At 63.9% G+C, this 17,437-nt stretch carries 18 protein-coding genes; 8 read left to right on the plus strand and 10 right to left on the minus strand.

Features of this window, described 5'->3' with window-relative positions:
• Entirely contained in the window at nucleotides 1–1,416 is a 1,416-nt protein-coding gene (locus tag AB7F10_RS13040) for an FAD-dependent oxidoreductase (protein ID WP_428562393.1), read from the plus strand.
• On the opposite strand, the gene AB7F10_RS13045 is transcribed toward AB7F10_RS13040, so the two are convergent.
• Genes AB7F10_RS13045 through AB7F10_RS13065 form a run of 5 tightly spaced genes read right to left on the minus strand, consistent with a single transcriptional unit; the run spans nucleotide 1,413 to nucleotide 4,923 of the window.
• Nucleotides 1,413–2,177: an ABC transporter permease gene (locus AB7F10_RS13045; RefSeq protein ID WP_428562391.1), complete on the minus strand. Its 765-nt coding sequence runs from the start codon at nucleotides 2,175–2,177 to the stop codon at nucleotides 1,413–1,415. The genes AB7F10_RS13040 and AB7F10_RS13045 overlap by 4 nt on opposite strands.
• Nucleotides 2,174–2,983, minus strand: coding sequence for an ABC transporter ATP-binding protein (locus AB7F10_RS13050; protein WP_428562389.1), 810 nt, complete (start codon nucleotides 2,981–2,983; stop codon nucleotides 2,174–2,176). The genes AB7F10_RS13045 and AB7F10_RS13050 overlap by 4 nt, the downstream gene beginning before the upstream one ends.
• A 15-nt stretch (nucleotides 2,984–2,998) precedes the next feature.
• Nucleotides 2,999–4,012: an ABC transporter substrate-binding protein gene (locus AB7F10_RS13055; RefSeq protein WP_428562387.1), complete on the minus strand. Its 1,014-nt coding sequence runs from the start codon at nucleotides 4,010–4,012 to the stop codon at nucleotides 2,999–3,001.
• A 35-nt stretch (nucleotides 4,013–4,047) separates the two neighbouring features.
• Nucleotides 4,048–4,482: a GlcG/HbpS family heme-binding protein gene (locus AB7F10_RS13060; protein WP_428562385.1), complete on the minus strand. Its 435-nt coding sequence runs from the start codon at nucleotides 4,480–4,482 to the stop codon at nucleotides 4,048–4,050.
• Between the two features lie 21 nt (nucleotides 4,483–4,503).
• Nucleotides 4,504–4,923: a RidA family protein gene (locus tag AB7F10_RS13065; protein WP_428562383.1), complete on the minus strand. Its 420-nt coding sequence runs from the start codon at nucleotides 4,921–4,923 to the stop codon at nucleotides 4,504–4,506.
• A gap of 118 nt (nucleotides 4,924–5,041) precedes the next feature.
• Here AB7F10_RS13065 and AB7F10_RS13070 point away from each other — a divergent pair, with 118 nt between their 5' ends.
• The 5 genes from AB7F10_RS13070 (at nucleotide 5,042) to AB7F10_RS13090 (ending at nucleotide 10,494) form a co-directional block, all read left to right on the plus strand.
• Nucleotides 5,042–5,935, plus strand: a complete 894-nt coding sequence (locus AB7F10_RS13070; protein ID WP_428562381.1) for a LysR family transcriptional regulator — start codon at nucleotides 5,042–5,044, stop codon at nucleotides 5,933–5,935.
• Between the two features lie 220 nt (nucleotides 5,936–6,155).
• Complete coding sequence (locus AB7F10_RS13075) at nucleotides 6,156–6,464, plus strand: hypothetical protein (RefSeq protein WP_428562379.1); 309 nt, start codon at nucleotides 6,156–6,158, stop codon at nucleotides 6,462–6,464.
• A 119-nt stretch (nucleotides 6,465–6,583) separates the two neighbouring features.
• Nucleotides 6,584–8,326 (plus strand): type I secretion system permease/ATPase, encoded by a 1,743-nt coding sequence (locus AB7F10_RS13080; protein WP_428562377.1) that lies wholly within the window; start codon nucleotides 6,584–6,586, stop codon nucleotides 8,324–8,326.
• A complete protein-coding gene (locus tag AB7F10_RS13085) occupies nucleotides 8,323–9,657 on the plus strand; it encodes an HlyD family type I secretion periplasmic adaptor subunit (protein WP_428562375.1) in 1,335 nt (444 codons plus the stop codon). Before AB7F10_RS13080 ends, AB7F10_RS13085 begins: the two co-directional genes overlap by 4 nt.
• Before the next feature lie 12 nt (nucleotides 9,658–9,669).
• The gene (locus AB7F10_RS13090; RefSeq protein ID WP_428562373.1) at nucleotides 9,670–10,494 is read left to right on the plus strand and encodes a hypothetical protein; all 825 of its coding nucleotides are present in this window, start codon (nucleotides 9,670–9,672) and stop codon (nucleotides 10,492–10,494) included.
• Nucleotides 10,495–10,498: 4 nt separating this feature from the next.
• On the opposite strand, the gene AB7F10_RS13095 is transcribed toward AB7F10_RS13090, so the two are convergent.
• The 5 genes from AB7F10_RS13095 to AB7F10_RS13115 all read right to left on the minus strand — a co-directional run bounded on the left by AB7F10_RS13095 (nucleotide 10,499) and on the right by AB7F10_RS13115 (nucleotide 15,168).
• Nucleotides 10,499–11,692, minus strand: a complete 1,194-nt coding sequence (locus tag AB7F10_RS13095; protein ID WP_428562371.1) for a M24 family metallopeptidase — start codon at nucleotides 11,690–11,692, stop codon at nucleotides 10,499–10,501.
• Between the two features lie 30 nt (nucleotides 11,693–11,722).
• Nucleotides 11,723–12,541: an ABC transporter permease gene (locus tag AB7F10_RS13100; RefSeq protein WP_428562369.1), complete on the minus strand. Its 819-nt coding sequence runs from the start codon at nucleotides 12,539–12,541 to the stop codon at nucleotides 11,723–11,725.
• Nucleotides 12,538–13,293 (minus strand): ABC transporter permease, encoded by a 756-nt coding sequence (locus AB7F10_RS13105; RefSeq protein ID WP_428562367.1) that lies wholly within the window; start codon nucleotides 13,291–13,293, stop codon nucleotides 12,538–12,540. Before AB7F10_RS13105 ends, AB7F10_RS13100 begins: the two co-directional genes overlap by 4 nt.
• Nucleotides 13,290–14,084, minus strand: a complete 795-nt coding sequence (locus AB7F10_RS13110) for an ABC transporter ATP-binding protein (RefSeq protein WP_428562365.1) — start codon at nucleotides 14,082–14,084, stop codon at nucleotides 13,290–13,292. Before AB7F10_RS13110 ends, AB7F10_RS13105 begins: the two co-directional genes overlap by 4 nt.
• An 85-nt stretch (nucleotides 14,085–14,169) precedes the next feature.
• On the minus strand, nucleotides 14,170–15,168 hold the full coding sequence (locus AB7F10_RS13115) for an ABC transporter substrate-binding protein (RefSeq protein ID WP_428562363.1): 999 nt from the start codon (nucleotides 15,166–15,168) through the stop codon (nucleotides 14,170–14,172).
• A 166-nt stretch (nucleotides 15,169–15,334) separates the two neighbouring features.
• Between AB7F10_RS13115 and AB7F10_RS13120 the strand changes: the two genes are divergently transcribed.
• Together AB7F10_RS13120 and AB7F10_RS13125 are read left to right on the plus strand one after the other, a co-directional pair.
• Nucleotides 15,335–16,243, plus strand: a complete 909-nt coding sequence (locus tag AB7F10_RS13120) for a LysR family transcriptional regulator (protein ID WP_428562361.1) — start codon at nucleotides 15,335–15,337, stop codon at nucleotides 16,241–16,243.
• 114 nt (nucleotides 16,244–16,357) lie between these two features.
• Nucleotides 16,358–17,407 (plus strand): hypothetical protein, encoded by a 1,050-nt coding sequence (locus AB7F10_RS13125; RefSeq protein WP_428562359.1) that lies wholly within the window; start codon nucleotides 16,358–16,360, stop codon nucleotides 17,405–17,407.
• Nucleotides 17,408–17,437: the final 30 nt, after the last annotated feature.

The raw sequence follows: 17,437 nt of genomic DNA on the forward strand, positions 1-17,437 counted from the left end.
ATGAGCCTTGTCGCCGCAGCGGACACCGATTTCGACACGCGGGTGCCGCTGCTGATCGTCGGTGCGGGCGCCGCCGGTCTGTGCGCGGCCTTGACCGCGAAGGAAACAGGCATCGAGGCTATCGTCATCGAGCGCGATGATGTGCCGTCCGGGTCGACGGCATTGTCTGCTGGGCTCATCCCCGCCGCCGGCACACGGTTCCAGCGTGCCAAAAGCATTGTGGACTCCGTCGAGAGCTTTGCCGCCGATGTGCAGCGCAAAGCGCATGACCTGGCCGACCCGTCCGTGGTGGAGGCGGTCGCGCACGAGTCCGGCCCGCTCGTCGAATGGCTGGCGGACCGTTACGGTCTGCCGTTCGACGTGATCGACAATTTCAACTATCCCGGCCACTCGGCGCTGCGCATGCACGGGCTGCCGAGCCGTACAGGGCGCGAGCTGATCGACCGGCTGCGCAGCGCGGCGGAGGCGAGCGACGTCGTCATGCTCACCGGCGGCGCCGTCGAAACGCTTTTCGCTGCGCCGGGCGACCGCATCGCGGGCGTCGAGATCGTGCGCGGCGACGGCGCGCGCGAGCGCATCGGCTGCGGCGCGCTGATCCTCGCCTGCAACGGCTACGGCGGAAACCCCGATCTTGTACGGCGTTTCATCCCGGAAATGGCGGGCGCGCTTTACTTCGGTCATCCGGGCAATCGTGGCGACGCGGTCGCCTGGGGCGAGGCGCTCGGCGCGGAACTTGCGCATCTGTCCGGTTATCAGGGCCACGGTTCGGTGGCGACGCCGCATAACATTCTCATCACCTGGGCGGTGGTGATGCAGGGCGGCTTCCAGGTCAACGCGCAGGGCCGCCGCTTCTGCGACGAGTCGCGCGGCTATTCCGAGCAGGCGGCGGACGTGCTGCGCCAGCCCGGCGGCGTCGCGTGGGATGTGTTCGACGCGCGTATCGCCGGCATTGCGCGCCAGTTCGAGGACTTCCAGACGGCCGAACGTGGCGGCGCGATTGTGCGGGCGGACAGCATCGAGGCACTCGCCGCCGCGATGCGCGTTCCGGCGCAGGCTTTCACGGCCGAATGGCGGGACGTCGAGCGCGTCAAAGTGGCCGGCGGACGCGACCGCTTCGGCCGTGCTTTCGAGCCGGAACAGGCGCTTGTCCCGCCGTTTCATGCGGTGAAGGTGACCGGGGCGCTGTTCCACACCCAGGGCGGGCTTGCCGTCGACATTCATGCGCGCGTGAAACGCAAAACCGGACAAAAGAGCGGCGGCCTGTTTCCCAACCTGTTCGCTGCCGGTGGCGCGGCGGCCGGTGTGTCCGGCGATACCGCCGCCGGCTATCTCTCCGGCAACGGTCTTCTCACGGCGACGACGCTCGGCCGCATTGCGGGACGGGCGGCGAGCGCGCTGCTTGCGCCGATCCGCTAGAGCCCGCCGCTGCCTGCGACGCCTTCCGGCCGCCAGCGCAGCAGGTGCTCTTCCAGCCAGACCATGCTGTTGTTGAGGATCATCATGATCGTCATCATGACGATTAGCATCGCCATGGTGCCGGCCGCGTTATAGGACGTGGCGTAGAAGTTGAGCCGGAAGCCAAGCCCCGCCGACGCGGCGACGAATTCGCCGACGATGACGCCGATCAGCGCGAAGGGCAGGCTGGTCCGTAAGCCGGTCATGATCCATGCGGTCGCGCCGGGCAGAACGACACGGCGGAAGATTTCCCATTCGGAAGCGCCGACCACGCGGGCGACATTGATGAAGCGCGGCTCGACCGCGCGGATGCCGGCGAGCGTATTGAAGAAGGTGAGGAAGTATACCAGCGTCGCCGCCAGCACGACCTTGGAGGCGAGATCGATACCGAACCAGATCACGAACAACGGCGCGAGCGCGATGCGCGGGATGCTGTTGAGCGCGACCAGGAAGGGATCGAACACGCGCGCGACTGCCGGCCAGCGCCCGAAAAGGATGGCGGTCGCGATGCCGCCGATGGCGCCGGTGCTGTAGCCGCCGAACAGCTCGACGAAGGTGATCCACAGGTCCTTGTAGAAAGACGGCGTCGCGAGATCTTTCACCAGCACGACGGCAAGCAGCGATGGACTGCTGATGTAGAACGGGTCGGCGAAGGTGCGCGCCGCGATTTCCCAGAGGATCGCGAAGGCGACAAAGACGCCGATCTGGGCGAGACGGATCACGGCTGTTCTCCCCGGCTGCCGCGTTGGGCGGCTTCGACCACGCGCTCGAGCCGCTGCCACAGGTCGTCATAGATGGTGCGATAGTCGGGATTGTCGTGAATCCGCGCGATGTCGCGCGGATAGGGCAGCGTGACGGTCCGGATCGCGTCGATCGTGCCCGGCCGCGCCGACATGATGGCGACCTCCGACGACAGCGCAATGGCTTCGGCAAGATCGTGGGTGATGAACAGCACGGACACCTTGGTTTCCTGCCAGATGCGCAGCAATTCCTTCTGGAGTTGCAACCGGGTCTGCGCGTCGAGGGGCCCGAACGGCTCATCCATCATGATGAGTTCCGGCTGGTAGATCAGCGTGCGCGCGATGTTGCCGCGCTGGCGCATGCCGCCGGACAGCTCGTGCGGATAGGCGTTTTCGAAGCCGGCAAGGCCGACCTTGTCGATCCAGTAGGCGGCGCGTTTCTCCGCCTCGGCGCGCGACACATTGGCGAAGATCAGCGGGAACAGAATGTTGTCGCGCAGCGTCCGCCAGGGAAACAGATTGTCCTGCTGCGTCACATAGCCGATGCGCCGGTCGCCGACCTGTACCGGAGCGCCGCGATAGGTCACCGAGCCGCTGTCGACGCGCATCAGCCCGGCGACGATGTTCAGCAGGGTGGATTTTCCGCAGCCGCTCGGTCCCACGATGGTAACGAAGGACTCCGGCGGAACGGACAGCGACAGGTTATCGACCGCCAGCACGCTGCGTCCACGCGCTTCGAAGCGCTTGGAGATGGCATCGAGACGCAGAAGCGGCGCGCTGGCGGTCACGGGAGGAACCCTGTTTTACTTCGGCAGATAGGAGTTGTCGGACACGGCGGTCCACGGAATATCGCCGCTCAGCATGTCGGTCGCCTTGAGGAAGTCGACCGCGGCTTTGACGGCTTTTTCCGTGACGACGCCGCTCTGGGAATAGGCCGGCTTCACGTTCTCGATCGCCGTCCACAGCGTTTCGTCCGCGACCGCGCCGAATTTCGCCTTGGCAACCGGAAGAAGCTTGTCCTTCGGCGCGCTGGCGATCCAGCGGTTGGCTTCGAGCAGGCTCGCCACCATGCGGCGGACGATGTCGGCGTTCGCCTTGGCGTAGTCCGGCTTCACATAAAGCAGTTGGAACAAGAACTCCTTGTAGGTCGGGTCTTCGCCGCGCGTGTTGTTGATGAACCAGACCGACTTGCCGCGCTGGACGGCAAGCTCGATCACCGGGCTGCCGAAGCAGCCCATGTCGGCCTTGCCGTTCTCCACGGCCGCGATCATCGCCTGGGCGCCGCCGACGCCGAGGATCTTGGCGTCTTCCTGCGGCTTCAGCTTGGCGCGTTTGAGGTAGTCCACGGCCAGAAGATAAGTGAAGGCGCCCGGCCGCGTGCCGGCGATGGTCAGGCCCTTGAGCTTCTTGAACTTGTCTTCGAGGGTCTTGGCCTCGCTGAGCTTCACCTTCTCGGCCACTTCCTTGTTCATGAAGCAGGCGATGCCCATGCGGTCGAGCACGTTCATCACCGCGAGCAGCGGCTTGCCCTGCTGGTAGGCGGTCAGCAGCCGGTTCGGCGTCGACATCGTGAACTGCACGCTACCGGCGATAAGGGCGTCGATGTCGGGGCCGTCGCCGTTGGTCGAGATGACCTCGACCTCGAGATTGTGCTTCTTGAAGATGCCGGTGTCCTGCGCGACGAACAGCGGCATGAAGAACAGCGCCTGCACCGGAATGGCGACGCGAATCTTATCCGGCGCCGCCTCCGCCCCCGTCGACTTCAGCGCCGCGGCGACGATGGCCAGAGCGATGGCGAACAGCTTGATGGATCGCATGGTCTGGAACTCCCCGAGTTGAAAGAACGTGCTTCTTAGTTGGTGTCGGCGACGAGATCGGCCCGCAGTACGGCTTCGACGGCGACAAGCTCATCGTTGTCGGCGGTGTCGCCGGTGATGCCCAGCGCTCCGAGCAGCTTGCCGGCCTTGTCACGGATCAGCACGCCGCCGAGCACCGGGATGAAGCGGCCGTTCGAGGCGACCGCCAGGGCGTCGACGAAGCGCGGCCGGTTCACCGCGAGATGGTCCTGCAGGTAGCGGGTCGAGTGGCCCATGCCGAGGCCGCCCCAGGCCTTGCCGAAGGCGATCTCGAAGCGAAGGATGCCGCTGTTGTCTTCGCGCTGCGCGGACACGAGATGGCCGCCGGTGTCGAGAATGACGAAGGTCAGCGGCTTCATCTTCTGTTCGCGGGCGAAGGCGATGCCGCCGGCGATGACTTTGTTTGCGGTCTCCAGGTCGATTGAACTCACAATATCCTCCGTTAGGCCGGCCTATTTCGGCCGATTTGGCAGATAGGCGACGGCCTTGATCTCGATCAGCATGAAAGGATGCGGCAGCGCCCGAACGCCGATCGTCGTGCGCGTCGGGCCGTCGTAGTCGAAATGCTCGCCGTAGACCTGATTGAAGGTCTCGAACTGGTTCATGTCGGTCAGGAAGGCGTTGACCTCGACCAGATCGGCGAGGCTCGCGCCTTCGGCGGCGAGGATCTTCTTGATGTTCGCGAGCACGGCTTCCGTCTGCTTGCGCAGGTCGAATTTGATGCTGCCGTCTGCGGCCACGTCGGCGCCGGCAAGGCTGCCATCCGGCTGCCGCGAGCTGGTGCCCGAAATGAAGAGAAAGTCGCCGGCGCGCTTGGCGTGCGGAAAGCGCCCTCTGGGCTTCGGCATCTCCGGCAGAATGCGTGCGGTCATAGTCGTCTCCGGGAACTCGCAGGACCGGAGAATAATGAGATTGGCTGCGGCGCTATTTGTCAAATTTATAATAGCGATAATATAATTGCCTAAATCAATAATGATGCGCGGAGGAGCAATGCAGCAAGGGATCACCATTCGGCAGTTGCGCGGTCTCGTCACGCTGGCGCAGACCGGCGGCGTCACCGCCGCGGCAAACAAGCTCGGCCTGTCGCAATCGGGTCTGTCGCTGCTGCTGCAGACGCTCGAGACGTCGGTCGATGCGCGTTTGATCGATCGCAGCGCGAGGCCGCTGCGGCTGACGCTCGCCGGCGAGCGGTTCGTTGCCATCGCCGAACGAATTCTGGAGGACGTCGAGCTTGCGTCAAGCAGCGTGCGCGACGACGGCAGCCGGGGCGGCCGCATCATCGTCGCGGCGCTGCCGACGCTCGCCGCGGCGCTGCTGCCGCAAGCGATGGCGCGGTTTCGCCGTCAGCATCCTCATGTGACGATCCAGGTTCGCGATGCATTGACAGAGGAGATCGTGACGCGCGTTCGCGCGGGCGACGCGCATCTCGGCCTCGGTGCCTTTCTCGATGTCGGCGAAGGACTGGCCACTCAGCCCTTGCTTCGCGACCGGCTGATGTTGCTGGCGGGCCGTAACTTCGGAGACGGCAAGAAGACCACATGGCGCGCGGCGGCGAAGCATCCGCTGGTGATGCTGACGCGCGACAGCAACATCCGCCAGCTCGCGGATCGGGTCTTCGTCGAGCAGCGGCTGCAGGTCCGGCCGGCGTTCGAGGTCAGCTATATTTCGACGGCGGTGGCGCTGGTTCAGGCCGGCTTTGGCTTGACCCTCGTGCCGCAGCTTGAGGCCAGGTTCTTCAACCGCAGCCGCCTGCGCGCCTTGACGCTAGCCGAGCCTTTCGTCGACCGCGAGATCAGCCTGCTGAGGCGGCGCAACATGACGATGACGCCTTATCTGCGGGATTTCGTCGATATCGTCGCGCAAATGCAGGTGCGGGCAAAGTAACCGGATGAAGGCCTGCGCCGCTTCGTCTGTCAGAAATCGAACGTTCACCGTTCCCTGCGCAGGCACCATGGCACCGCTCATCGCCGGATTCACTGAATGACCATACGGTGAACGAACAACCGTCAAACGGCGCCTTCACGTTACGTTGGCTTGCTACCGTGAACTTCCGCAAGCGCGGGCGTCACGGGATACCAAACAGACACAGCAAAGGAGACTTACCATGGCACTTTTGGATGGACTGCTTGGCGGTGGCATTTTGGGTGGCGGCGATAGCGCCTCTGAATCCCACAATTCGAACGATCTCGGCGGCGTGATCGGGACCAATCCTCAGTTTGGTCTCGGCGCGTCCGATATTCTTCACAGCGAGAGTTCGGATGATGACGGCGACCACAGCAGTTTCACCGGCATCGGTGATCTGGGAATCGGACTTGCGGCGCCGACGCTGATCGGCGTCCAGGCATCGAGCGACAGCAGCGACGCGCAGGTGCAGGATAACGATAGCGGCGGTTTGCTCGGCGGTCTGCTTTAAGTACCGTCACCGTCGATTACACAGAGACATGAGGGGTGTGCCCCTCATGTCTCCTTGTGTATTCGTTTAGCACTTTCTTCAAAGATGCGCGGACTGCAATGGCGACTAGTTCCCTCACGATGTCCGTTAACGCCGAGGCAGTTGCGCCTCCGCAAGACGATCTGCGAACCGCAGTCGCCAATCAGTGGCCTCACTTTGCGGTAGCGGGAGTTTTCAGCAGCGCCATCAACCTTCTCTACCTCAGTTCACCGCTCTATCTGATGCAGGTCTACAATCGCGTCCTGCTGAGCGAAAACGTTACGACGCTTGTGCTGCTGACGGTTATTCTCGCGCTGGCGCTTCTGACCATGGCCGCGCTCGATGCAGTCCGCGCACAAATCCTGATCCGCTGCGGCATTCGGCTGGATGCGGCATTGGCGAGCCGCGTATTTGAGGCTTTGGTCAAGCGGTCGGCGCAGCGTGGCGCCTCGCGCGGTTCTCTGCAACTGCGGAACCTCGATCAGTTTCGGACTTTCATCACCGGGCCGGGAATCTATTTTGCGTTCGATCTGCCATGGATCCCGATCTATTTGCTGTTGCTGTTTTTCATCCATCCGTTGCTCGGCGTTATCGCGACACTGGGCGCCGCGCTTCTGCTCGGCCTTGCCTGGATCAACGAGGTCTTTACCCGGCGGCCGCTGAAGGATGCCGAAGCCTCCGGCAATCAATCTTACGTATTCACCGAAAACGTGCTGCGTCACGCGGACGTCGTGTGCGCCATGGGAATGCAACCCGCCATCGAGCGAAACTGGCAAAGCCAGCGCGGTTCTATGCTGGCCGAACAGGCCTTCGCGAGCGACCGCAACGCGGTGATGTCGTCCACCATCCGTTTCTTTCGGCTTCTGCTGCAATCGCTAATGCTAGGAACGGGTGCCTGGCTTGCGATCGATCAGGCGATTTCACCTGCGACGATCTTTGCCGCGAGCATTATCATGGGGCGGGCATTGGTGCCGGTCGAGCAGGCGGTCGGCACATGGAAACAGTTCGTCGGTGCGCGTGAAGGATATGCGCAGGTCCGGGATTTGCTCAACAGCGTGGAGTTCGCCTCGCCGCGCACCATTGTCCCGCGGCACCGCAACGCGATCGACGTTCGCGACGTGTGCTTTTCGATCCCGTCGCGCCCGGCTCCAATTGTGAAGGGAATCTCATTCGAAGTTGCCGGTGGCGACGCGGTCGGGATCGTCGGGCCGAGTGGCTCCGGCAAGAGCACGCTGGCCCGCCTTCTAGTCGGCGCCGTCACGCCGGACGAGGGCAGCCTCCGCTTCGGCGGTTTGGACTACGGGCATTGGGATCCGCTCGAGTTCGGCCGTAATGTCGGTTATCTGCCTCAAGACGTTGGCCTGTTCACTGGCACGGTCCGCGAGAACATCGCACGATTTAGTGAGGTTTCGACCGGCGACGTTATCGACGCCGCCAAGCGCGCGGGCATCCATGACATGATACTGGACCTGCCGAAACAATACGACACGCCATTGGGTCCCGGCGGCGTGGGGCTGTCCGGCGGACAGCGGCAGCGTCTCGGACTCGCACGAGCGCTGATCGGACGACCGTCCCTGCTTGTGCTCGACGAGCCCAACGCCAATCTCGACGCGCCGGGTGAACAGGCGCTCAAGGAGGCCCTGCTGGAGTGCAAGCGCAAGGGCGCGGCGATTGTCGTAATTACCCATCGCACGACAATTCTCGACGTGGTCGATCTGCTGATCGTCATTCGTAACGGCGTGGTTGAGCAGGTCGGTCCGCCCGCGCAGGTCTACGAATCCCTCAAGCGCGCCGCGCATGTGGCTCCGGCCGGGGTCGGTCGGCCGGAGGGGAGCGAACAATGAAGATCGACAATTTCGCAGGCCTTCTCGCGCGCCGCCGGCCGGATATCCGCAGCTATACGGAACCGCGCAGGCCTGCCCTTGTTGGCGCTGCGGTGATCGCAGGATTTATCGCGGTGCTCACTCTCTGGAGTGCGACCGCGCCGGTATCGGGCGCAGCGATTGCCAGCGGCAGTTTGCAGGTCGAGGGCAGGCGGCAGGCGGTGCAACATCCGTATGGCGGCGTTATCAAGTCATTGAATATTCGCGAAGGAGAGCGGGTCGAAAAGGGTCAGGTTCTGATGACGCTGTTCGACAGCGAACCGGGTGCGAAGCTCGAAGTGCTGCAGGCGGAACGCGACGCGGCGCTAGCGCGCGAAGCGCGCCTTGTGGCGGAGCGGGACGGACATGACGAACTATCCTTCCCTGTTGAATTGACCGGACGAGACGACGACGGTGCGCGGCAGGCCATGGCGAACGCGCGCGCGCTCCTGGCCGCGCGCAAGCATCAGTTCGAAACCGAGCGCGATGTGCTATATCGGCAGATCGGACAGTTTCGCGAACAGATCGAGGGCTTGCGGGCTCAGGTAAGAGGCGCACAAACTCAGCACGAATTGCTGGTCGAGGAGAAAAAGGGCGCAGAACAACTGCTCGCATCGGGCGCAGGCACGAAAATCCGCGTCCTGTCGTTGCAGCGTGACCTTGCGAGGGTCGACTCCGAGCACGGCGCGCGGCAAGCCGATATCGCCGGTTTGGATCAAAAAATCGCACAAACCGAGCTGGAGATCGCGAAGCTCAGCCGTACTCGGTTGAGCGAAATCACCGATGAACTACGCGCGGTCCAGTCGACGCTCGCCGAGCTGAAGCCCAAGCTTGATGCCGCGCGCGATGTCGTCGCGCGAACGAAAATCCGCGCGCCGGCTACTGGGGCTGTGGTTGGCCTCGACGTCTTCACCGAAGGCGGCGTCATCCAGCCGGGTGCGAAACTTCTCGATGTCGTTCCGACCGGAAATCCGCTGGTAGTCCAGGCGCGGCTTCCGTTGTCCGCTGTCGATCAGGTCGCGGCCGGCCAGGAGGCAGACGTCCGGCTGACCGGCATCAATTACGTCGAGCGCCCGCATTTGTCCGGAACGCTCGAAACCGTTTCCGCGGACCGCGTCAACGACGACAAGTCCGGGCAGGCGTTCTACACTGTTGAGGTTGCGCTGCGGTCCGATGACGTAAAGCGGTCGAATATCGCGCTTCAGGCGGGGATGCCGGTCGAGGTTATCCTGCCGACCCGTCCGCGCACCCTGATGCAGTATCTGCTCGGCCCGCTGCGCGACGAAATCGCCGGCGCGTTTCGCGAAAGATAAAGGGAGGACTGCATGGCCCGTAAACGTCCCCTCAGCCGGTCTGCCGACACGGCGCGCATCGATCAAAGTCCTGTCACGGACACGGCGATGCTTACCACCGCGGCTGGAGCCATGACGCTCGGTCTGATCAGCGGTGCCGCCGCCGATGAGCACCGGGCCATACCTACCCTGTCCGATCTCGCACCGTCGGTTCCGGCTTCGGCGTCGCTGATGCCGGCTGTCGACGACATGGCGGGTGCGGCCGTTCACGACGATCGAGGCGAAGTCGCGCCGGTTGCGAATGATCAAGCGGCCGATACCGCTACCGATGCGCCGGCCGCCCGCGTGGAAGACATGCCGACCAGCTCCGAGCCGCCGGATTTCGCAACAATCTCGCGGGCGCCCGAGTCGACGTCGGTAACGCACGACGACGCGCCGCGGCCTTCCGGTCTGGAGTCGGCGCAGGATAGCGCGCCCGGGTGGCAGCCAGCCTTGCATGCGGAAATAGGCGAGAGCCTACAGACCGACGTGTCTCACATCTATGCCGAACTTGGCGACAGCATTTCTGCGATGACTGCGTCTTTGGCCCGGAGCCCTGCCTTGCACGGCGTTCTTGAGTCTGCGACTACTCTGGCGCAAGGCGCGTTGGCGGTACCGGCTGCCGCAGCCGATGCCCTGATCTCAGCGGTCTTTGACACGCCCGCGGAGGCTGCGCCAGTCACTGAGCCGGACACCAGTTTGCTGATGCCTGTGTCGGACGTATTGCAGCCTTTGCATCTCGGATTTCTCGGTCAGGCGCACGATCAGCCGGATGTCCCGGACGGTGCCTTTTCCGCGCTCGGCTTGCATCATTTCTGAATAGCTAGATCTCGAACACCTTTTTCTCGGTCGCGTGCAGGCAGGCGCTGGGGCCGTTCGCCTCGATCATGTAGTTGTCGCAGATGACAGCGAAGATCGAGGCCGTCTCGTAGCCGGGATGGACGGCGAGATTCATGCCGGCGGCGAGCGGCATGGTTTCGTCGATCCGGATCAGTGGACGCTCCACCATGTCATAGCCCTGTCCGTGGGCGTAGAGCCGCAACTCGGGCGGCAGCTTGCGCTGCTCCATATAGGCATTGTGGGCGAGGTGGATGTCGCGCGGCTTCGCGCCGGGCTTGATGAGGCTGAGCGTGTAATCCTGCGCCTCGCGGACGGCCTCGAAGCCATCCTTGAGTTCGTTGGAGGCCTTGCCGAGCACGATGGTGCGGGCGATCTCGGTATACATGCCGCCGGGGCCGTTCACCTCGATCAGCAGCGACAGGTGGTCGCCCTGCTGCAGCGTGCGTCCCTGCATGAAGCGCGGCACGAAGGGCGAGCGCACGCCGACGGGGGAGGAGCCGCCGAGATAGATGCCTTGCTCGCTGCCGAGGCGCTGGCCTTCCGCCAGCGCCAGCGCGGTCACGTCGATGTCGCGCAGGCCGGGGCGGATGTTTTTCAGAACGGCGGCGAAGATCTGGTCCTGCATCCGCGCGCAGCGGCGGATCAGCCCGATTTCCTCCTCGCTCTTGATCGCCTTGATGGTGTCGACGAGGTCCGTGCCGTCGACGAACGACGTGTTCGGCAGGTCGGATTTGAGCCGCGCGACGAGGCCGTGCGGCAGCGCGCCCTGACCGACGAAACCGACAGTATCGTGCCGGTGGCGCTTCAACGAAGTAACGGCAAGCTCGGCATCGTATTCGTGGGTATAGACGATGGAGAAGAACGACGGGGTTTGCAGGAATTCGCCGACGCCGCGATGCAGCGCATCGTCGCCTTTCAGGTCGCGCCCGGCGCCCGTCGGGCCCATCTCGATGACGGTCATCGGTCCGTCGGCATAGAAGATCACCGTGCGCGGATAGCCGTTGGTCGCCGGAATGTCGGTGAACCACTTGGCATAGCCGCTGACCCAATCGCTTTGCGATTGCAGCACGAGCGCGTCGATCTTGCGTTCCTGCATCGCGCGCCGCACGGCGTCCCAGCGGCGCTGCAATTCCGCGTCGGAAATGCGGGTGAGGATGCGATCGCTCGGCGCAACCATTTGTCTTCTCCGGTCCAATCGGTGGTCTTGTCAGACGGTGCTCGGCGCCACGGCTTCCTGATGCCAGAGCAGCAGCCGCCGGCGCAGGATTGCGAGGCCTTTGACCAGGCAATAACCGACGATCGCGATTTCGACGATGCCCGCGAACACGCCGCGGGAATCGGCAAAGCGCGAGGCGTGCATCATGTTGCCGCCGACGCCGAAGCCGCCCATCGCCATTTCGGTGAACACCGCCACGATCAGCGCGATCGGCAGCGCGACCTGAATTCCGGTCATGATCTGCGGCAGCGCCGCCGGCAGCAGCACCTGCCACAGCAATTCGCGATCCTTGGCGCCCATGTTACGCGCCGACCAGATCAGTTCGTGGCCGACGCCCTGAATGCCGAGCACCGTCGCGGTGACGATAGGGAAAATTGCTTCGAGCGTCACCATCACGATTTTGGAGGTATCGAAGACACCGAGCCACAGGATGATGACTGGCAGGAACACCACCTTGGGCATCGGGAAGCCGACCGAGATGATCGGATCGAAAAACCAGCGCGCCAGCGCGGTGCGTGCCATCGCGATGCCGAGGCCGATTCCGATCACGCAGGCGAGCAGGAAGCCGGCGAAGGTCCGGTACAGCGTGACGCCGATGTTGATCCAGAGGCTGCCGTCGCTGGCGTCAGCCCATATCCGTTCCGCGACCGCGCTGAACGGCGGCAGCACGAACATCGTGACGGAGCCGGAGCGGGCGAACAGCTCCCACGCGATCAGCAGCACGGTGATGCTCGCAAAATGTGCGAGCGCCCAGCCGGCATTGCGAAGGGCGCGGTCGGCGCCGGTGTCGGATGCGGCGGCTGCGCTCATGCGACCCCCGTGTCCCGCCACGCCAGCATGCGGTGCATGAACATCTGATAGATGCGGTCGGCGGCAAAGCCGAGGAAGGCGACCGTCAGCACGACGCCATACATCGCGTCGTAAGACCCGTTGGCCCCGAGATAGCCGATCAGGTTGCCGAGCCCTTCGCGCGCGACGATCAATTCGGACGTCACCATGAGGATGAAGGCGAGCGCCAGCGCGGTGCGGATGCCGTTGAGCAGGTCGGGCAGGGCGCTCGGCACCACGACATCCCACAGCATGCGCAGGCGGCTTGCGCCCATGCTGCGCGCCGACCAGACCAGCACTTGCTCGCTGGAGCGCGCTCCGTTGAACGCGCCGATCGTCACCGGCAGCATGCAGCCGAGGAAGATCAGCAGGATTTTCGAGCCGTCGCCGAAGCCGAGCCAGATGACGGTGACCGGGATCAGCGCCGATTTCGGCATTGGATAAAAGGCTTCGACCAGCGGCCCCAGTGCGACATTGACGGGGCGCCACCAGGCCATCGCGATACCGAGCGCGGCGCCGACGATGATCGCGAGCGCGAGCCCGACGCCGCCGCGATAGAGCGACGACACGGCGTTTTTCAGCAGTTCGCCGGAGGTCAGGAGGCTGTACCACGCCTCGGCGACTTTCGTCAGTGGCGGCAGCGCGGTTGAGGAGACGAGTTCGAATTGCGAGATCAGTTGCCAGGCGATCGCCAGGATCAGCAGGGGCGAGTAGCGGATCAGGATCGCTTTCATTTGGCGCGGCTCGCCTGGGCCTTGATCGCCTCGTCGCGGACCAGCCCCCAGATTTCGTCGACCTTGTCCACGAACGTCTTCGACTTGAAGACATGCGGATCGGTCTTGTCGAACTTGGTGTCGATCACCGCCTTGATCTGGCCGGGGCGGGCCGACATCACGGCGACGCGCTCGGCGAGGAAGACGGCTTCCTGCACGTCATGGGTGACGAAGATGACGGTCTTCGGCGTGCGCCGCCAGATATTCAGCAACTCCGCCTGCATCAGGCCGCGGGTCTGCGCGTCGAGCGCGCCGAACGGCTCGTCCATCAGCAGGATTTGCGGATCGAACGCCAACGTGCGGGCGATCGCCGCGCGCTGCTTCATGCCACCGGACAATTGCGAGGGATAGCTGTCTTCGAAACCGGCGAGGCCGACCATCTCGATAAACGTCTGCGCCCGCTTCTCGCGCTCGTCCTGCGGTAGCGGCATGCGCTCGAGGCCGTACAGCACGTTGGCCTTCACGGTCTTCCACGGAAACAGCGCGAAGTGCTGGAACACCACGCCGCGGTCCGGTCCGGGGCCGGCGACCGGCTTGCCGTCGATCCGGATGCCGCCGGTCACCGTCGGCAGGAATCCGCCGATCATGTAGAGCAGCGTGGATTTGCCGCAGCCCGAAGGGCCCAACAACGCGAGGAACTCGCGGTTCTGGACGCTGAGCGAGACATTCTCCAGCGCCAGCACTTCGCGGCCGGTCGGCGGCCGGTAGCGATGGCTGACCTGGTCGATAACGATTTGTGCGTTCGCCGTCACGGCTGTCTTCCGGGTAGTGAAGGCAGGACCGGGCGCCAGAGGTGCCCGGTCCGTGTCCGTCGTGATTGCAACAGGTTGAGAAGCGCTACTTCAGGCGCTTGACGGCTTCTTCAACGATACTCAGGTCGGAATACTTTTTGACGTCGAATTTCTTGAAGATTCCGAGATCGGCGACCGTGTTGACGTTGTTCTGCAAGGCTGTGAGATCAGGCTTGCCGTCGAGATCGCGATAGTAGTCCTGTTTCGTGAACAGCCAGCCGAACCGCTCCGGCGGAACTTTCAGGAAGCCGGACGCGATCTTGGCGACCTCATCGTGGTTCTTCGGGTCGAGATACCAGCGCTCGATCCGGATCATGTCTTCCATGAAGTCGACCATCGCGGCCCGGTGCTTGTCGATGAACGACTTGCGCGCCACCCAGAAAATGAACTGCGAGCGGCCCATCGCGTCGGCCGAGGTGAACAGCGGCTTGCCGATCTCCTTGAAGATCGGATTGAACGTGAATGGCAGCACCGCGGAGACGAGGTCGGCCTTCTTGTCCTTCAGGAGCGCGGCCATCGTCGGGAACGGTGCCTCGATGACGGTGTAGTCCTTCTTGTCGACCAGACCGTGCTTCTTGAGCATCGCCCGCAGGGCGATGTCGATGCCGGAACCGATCGCGTTGACCGCGAGCACCTTGCCCTTGAGGTCCTCAACCTTGTTGATGCCGCTGTCCTTGCGGACGAAGTAGGGATTGGTGGCGCGGCCCGGCGCGCCGTCCTGGAATTCGTCGGCGATGACGCGCAGGTCTTCGAGGCCGGCGTTCTGGATGGCGAGGCCGAAGCTCGAATAGGCGAGATTGCCGATCTCGACCTCGTTGTTGGCCATCGCGGTGATCATCGGCGGCGTGCCCTGGAAGCGCACGGCTTCCATGACGTAGGACTTGCCCCAGTGCTTGGCGAGATCCTTCTTGGCTTCGAGGATCGGCGCCCAGTTGGCGACCGGGACGACATAGGCGTTGCGGATCTTGATCGGCTCGGCCTCCGCGGCGCCGCTGACGAGCAGCGTCGACGCCACGAGCAACAGCAGTGACTTGAAGAAACGCATTGAATTCCTCCCCTGGTTTGCCGCCCGTCATTTTATTGTGGCCGTGGGTCGAACGGCCGAAACGGTACGGCGGCGCCGCTTGCGCGACGCATCGTAGCGCAAAGATTGACAAGGGGAGGCCCTTCGCGTCCAATAATAGAATATGGCAGATATATAATATCAGGTTATGAAACCCGACCCCCGCCTGCTGCGCTATCTGCGGTCGATCGCCGAGCACGGATCGTTCAGTCAGGCGGCGGCGGTCGAGAACATTTCCCAGCCGGCGCTCTCCAACAAGATCGCGCTGCTCGAGCAGCAGCTCGGCGTCACGGTGATGGAACGCGGCCGCCACGGCGCGACGCTCAACGACTACGGCGCCATCCTGCTGCGCTATGCCCGCGCGATGGACGCGATGATCGACCGCGCCCGCGAGGAGGTCGAGCATCGCCGGCATGGCGACGAGGGGCCGCTGGTGATCGGCGGCACTCCCGCAACGCTCGTGCGGCTGGTGCCGACGGCGATCGGGAAACTTGCCGCCGGTCACGGCCGGATGTCGATTTCGGTCGTCGAAGGCGACGACGACGAGATGATCGACAAGCTGCACACCGGCGAGATCGATCTGATGTTGAGCGTCAGCGGTCCCGGCATGAAATATCCCGGTGTCGTCCAGGAGATGCTGATCCAGCTTCCTATCGCGGCGGCCGTCAGCGCCCAAAGTCCGCTGGCGAAGCTGCGCACGGCGTCGCTCAGTCAGCTGGTCGCGGAACAATGGGTGTTTCCGCCGCGGGGCAGCATCTTCCGGCAGCAGGTCGATGCGATCTTTCTCAACGCCGGCATCACCTTCCCGGAGAGCCATTGGACTGCGGGATCGATGATGTCGCTCAAGAGCATGATCCAGTACGCTGGCTGCATCGGCATCATGCCGCTGCATGCCTTCGCGCTTGAAGCCGAAGCCGGCTTTCTGCACGGCATCAAGCTGCGCAATATCTCGGCGAACCGCACCATCGGCGTGATGCGCCTGAGCGATCGCACGCTGTCGCCGCTCGCGGAGCGGTTTGTCGACGTGTTACGGGAGGTCGCGCGCGGCATCGACTAGCGTGCGGCGCGTGGGCATTCGATCCGTGAGGGTTATAGCGAATCGAACATTCCTTATTTGACCGCGCAGCGTGCGCTCTGTCACCGTCGCACGACACGCGGGGAGCAGACACACATGACCACGATCAAGCAGCCGTCGTCCGTTCATCTTGTGGGCAGCATCGGCCTCGACACGGTCGAAGATGTCTTTCGCACGGCGGGCGACGTTCTCGGGCCTTATCTGCGGCGCGTTCCGGACGGCGAGGTCGGCGGCCGCAAGCTGTGGATCAGCTGGCAATATCCGCTGCTGCGCGCCAGCACCTTCCTGCGCCCCGACCCGTCCGGCGCGGTGCGACCGACCAACCGCTTTCAGTTGCTGACGCTCGCGGAGGGCGTCGCGCCCGCCGATATCCGGTTCGGCGAGCTGGGTTACATGCGCGAGGCGCGCGCCTCCTATCTGGATTTCGTCGCCGCCCGTGAGAAGGGCCAGCTGCCGAAACATGTGCGGTTTCAGGTGTCGCTGCCGACGCCCTTCGCGGTGGTGAGTTCCGTCGTTACCGCCGATGCGCTGCCGGCGGTTGAAGCCGCTTATGAGAAGGCGATGATCGCGGAAGTTGCCGCGCTCTGCCGCCATATCCCGCATAAGGATCTCTGCATCCAGTGGGACATCTGCAACGAGATGATCGCCTGGGACGGACAGCAAACCGGCGCAGTGCCGCACGCCAACCAGCCTCACGAGGAACTGCTTGAGCGTCAGCGGCGGCTTTGTGCCGGCATTCCGGCCGATGTCGAGGTCGGCATCCATCTCTGCTACGGCGACTTTGCCGGGCGTCACTTTGTCGAACCGAAGGATGCGACGAAGATGGTGGAGTTCGCCAACGAGCTGGCGCGCACGGCGACGCACAAGCTTGCCTATATCCACATGCCGGTGCCGATCGAGCGGTCGGACGATGCGTTCTACCGTCCGTTCGCGAACCTGAAGCTGCCGGCGGGCACCCAGCTTTATCTCGGCGTGGTGCATGCGAAGGACGGCGTCGAGGGGACCAAGGCGCGCATCGCCGCCGCCCAGCGCTACGTGAGCGACTTCGGCGTCGCCACCGAATGCGGCATGGCGCGGGCGCGCTCGGAAGAGATCGTGCGCTCGCTGTTGAGCATCCACGCCGCGGTGTGCGCCGCGAACGCCTGACAATTAAACCTATCGCGAGAAGGAGGCGTC

The organism is Pseudolabrys sp. (assembly GCF_050250095.1).
Classification (GTDB): Bacteria; Pseudomonadota; Alphaproteobacteria; order Rhizobiales; family Xanthobacteraceae; genus Pseudolabrys.